The 2,921-nt window shown below is 61.9% G+C and carries 3 protein-coding genes; 1 reads left to right on the top strand and 2 read right to left on the bottom strand.

Annotation, left to right across the window (positions count from 1 at the left end):
• Positions 1–831: 831 nt before the first annotated feature.
• On the top strand, positions 832–1,329 hold the full coding sequence (locus EN879_RS30520) for an isoprenylcysteine carboxylmethyltransferase family protein (RefSeq protein WP_013530080.1): 498 nt from the start codon (positions 832–834) through the stop codon (positions 1,327–1,329).
• Between the two features lie 66 nt (positions 1,330–1,395).
• On the opposite strand, the gene EN879_RS30515 is transcribed toward EN879_RS30520, so the two are convergent.
• Together EN879_RS30515 and EN879_RS30510 are read right to left on the bottom strand one after the other, a co-directional pair.
• Positions 1,396–2,292, bottom strand: a complete 897-nt coding sequence (locus tag EN879_RS30515) for a LysR family transcriptional regulator (RefSeq protein WP_013530079.1) — start codon at positions 2,290–2,292, stop codon at positions 1,396–1,398.
• Positions 2,293–2,371: 79 nt separating this feature from the next.
• On the bottom strand, positions 2,372–2,921 hold a 550-nt coding region (locus EN879_RS30510; protein WP_164774681.1), incomplete at its 5' end, for an FAD-dependent oxidoreductase.

Here is a 2,921-nt window from a genome sequence, read left to right as displayed (position 1 = left end):
GCGCTCGGCGACCGCGGGCGTTGCCAGCTACCGTGCCGTCTTCGACCACATGGCCGAACTCACCGGCCGTCTGGCCGACGAGGCGATGAACACCAACGGCAAGGCTGCCTGATGGCGTAGCGTTCCTCTCGAACCTGATTCGAGGGGACAAAAGAAAACGACGTCCGGCGGGGACCGGACGTCGTTTTGTTCGCGGACCGTTTCCTTGGGAGGTAAAACGGCAGGTCCGCCGCATTTGGTGCCGCCGAGTTCGGCGGAAAAACGGTTCGGACGCGGTAGCCGCCTGAGCCCGGGCCGTACGAGTGATGCCCCCATCTCCCGTCCGAACCACACCGCGTCCTATGATCCACATAGCAGGTCGCGGGCGCCCGGGCTATGTTACCAGAGGTTACATGTCACCGTTACGTGGCAATTGTGATGGAATTTTTTGCCGGCCCAGCAGAGCACAGGCAACAAAAAAGCCGGATCAATGAAGATCCGGCTGAGTTTGATTGGAGTGCCTGTTAAGGCTAACCTCCAGAGGGGAACACTCGAGGGCGCTAATGGGAGGAGAACGCGCCCAGGAGATGATCTATATATGTGCTCATCATGCCCAAGAAACAAGCATCTATTTTGCAACACACGCATGCAAAAAGACGCAGGCTGTGGTCTAACCCATTCCAGAAGCCAATAGGACCAGCAGAATCGTCGAAATGGGCCGCCGAATCGGGCAATTGCAACTACAGAATTGCCGATCTCGGCTGGCTTTCGGCTCAAAATGCCAAAACCGGGCAATGATGTGGAAGCAGGCAGCAGGCGTGCATTTCTAAGGCAATCGGGAGGAAGCAGCCAATGCGGACGTTTTCGGCGATCGCCGGCAGTGCGGCCTTCTTCATCGCGGCGCCCTGCGTGGTTGCCGGGCTGGTGCCCTGGCTGTTGACCGATCGCTGGGGCTTGCCGTGGTCTGGTCTGCCGGGCTTTGTTCCTGCCGGCGGGCTTCTGATCGCCGTCGCGATCGCAGCACTGCTGCATGCCTTCGGTCGATTCGCGCTTGAGGGCCTCGGCACGCCCGCTCCGGTCGCGCCAACCGAGAGGCTGGTGATCGGCGGCATCTACCGTCATGTCCGCAACCCGATGTATGTCGCCGTGCTGTCGATCATCCTCGGCCAGGCATTGCTGTTCTCGAGCTGGACGCTGGCCGCTTATGCGGTCATCGGCGCGATCGCCATGGGCTCTTTCGTGCGGTTCTACGAGGAGCCGACTTTGGCTCACCGGTACGGCGCCGAATACGACGCCTACCGCCGCAACGTGCCCGGCTGGCTGCCTCGACTGTCGCCCTGGCGGGGGTAGGTGAAACCGGCAGCGCCGTCTCAGGGCATGTTGAGGCTCAGGTCGGGCCAGGCAATCGACATGTCCTTAGAATGACCAGCTTCTCGCCTTGGCGATGATAAAGTCCCGGAACACGTGCAGCTTGGCCTGGTTCTTCATCGCGTCCGGATAAGCAAAATAGGTGTCGAAAGACGGCACCTCGGTCTCCGGCAGCAGCTGCACGAGGTCGGAGTCCTTGCTGATCACATAGTCGGGCAGCATGGCGATACCGGCACCGCCCTGCACCGCCCGCTTGATCGACAATATGTCGTTGATCTGCAGCGTCGGCACCCTTTGCCCGCCTTCGAAATCACCGACCGTTTCCAGCCAGTTCAGCTCCGACAGATGCGACGGCACCGGCACGCCGAAGGTGACGATGCGATGGGCCTTCAGCTCGGCGACGGAAGACGGCCTGCCATGCTTGGCGACATAGGATGGGGCCGCGTAGAGGTGGAAATGCACGGTGAACAGGCGGCGCTGGATCAGGTCCGGCTGCTGCGGCTGGCGCAGCCGAATGGCGCAATCGGCCTGGCGCATGGTGAGATCGAGCTCCTCGTTGGCGAGGATTAACTGCAGGCTGATTTCAGGATAGAGTTCGATGAATTCCTGCACCCGCTCGGTCAGCCAGCCGGCGCCCAGCCCCACCGTCGTCGTCACCCGCAGCACGCCCGACGGGCGATCCTTGGTCTCGGTCAGCCGGGACTTGATGGTCTCCAGCTTCATCAGCACGTCATGCGCCGTGCGAAACAGCATCTCACCCTGCTCGGTCAACACCAGCCCGCGGGCGTGGCGGTTGAACAGCGGCACGCCGACATCATGCTCGAGCGCGCTGACCTGCCGCGAGATCGCCGATTGTGACAGATGCAATGTCTCGGCCGCATGGGTAAACGACCCCGCCTCCGCCGCAGCGTGAAACACGCGTAGCTTGTCCCAGTCCAACGCCATGATTCCCCTCGTTCTGTTTTGGCGTCTGAATGAAAAATCAGGCTTTTACACGGCGTTTCTAAGCCGCTCTCTGAACTCTCTACTCGGCCGCTTCGCGATGCACTTCGATGCCGGCCAGATACTTCTCCGCCTCGAGTGCGGCCATGCAGCCAAGCCCCGCTGCCGTCACCGCCTGGCGGTAGATATCGTCGGTCACATCGCCGGCCGCGAACACGCCCGGCACATCGGTGCGGGTCGAATCCGGCGCCGTCCACAGATAGCCGTTCGGCTTCTGCTTGAGCTTGCCGGCGAACAGTTCAACCGCCGGCGCATGGCCGATGGCCACGAACACACCGTCGATCTTGAGGTGCGACACCTCGCCGGTCCCCGCATGCTTGAGCTTCAGCCCTTCGACCGAGGGCGGCAGCGGCGTCTTGCCGGGCCGACCGGTGATCTCGTCGACGATCGTGTCCCAGATGACGCGGACATTGTCCTTTTTCAGAAGCCGCTCGCGCAGGATACGTTCGGCGCGAAAATCGCTGCGCCTGTGGATCACCGTCACGCTCTTGGCGAGATTGGACAGATAGAGCGCCTCTTCCACCGCCGAATTGCCGCCGCCGATCACCGCGACATCCTTGCCCCGGTAGAAG

Source organism: Mesorhizobium sp. M7A.F.Ca.AU.002.02.1.1 (assembly GCF_003998535.1).
In the GTDB taxonomy this organism is placed as follows: domain Bacteria; phylum Pseudomonadota; class Alphaproteobacteria; order Rhizobiales; family Rhizobiaceae; genus Mesorhizobium; species Mesorhizobium ciceri.
Note: the sequence above shows the minus strand (reverse complement) of the source record. Positions and strands in the feature narration are given on the sequence as shown.

Bases quoted from the DNA above. Each gene is read 5' to 3' on its own strand.
- EN879_RS30520 (WP_013530080.1), top strand. From the start codon at position 832: ATGCGGACGTTTTCGGCGATCGCCGGCAGTGCGGCCTTCTTCATCGCG.
- EN879_RS30515 (WP_013530079.1), bottom strand. From the start codon at position 2,292: ATGGCGTTGGACTGGGACAAGCTACGCGTGTTTCACGCTGCGGCGGAG.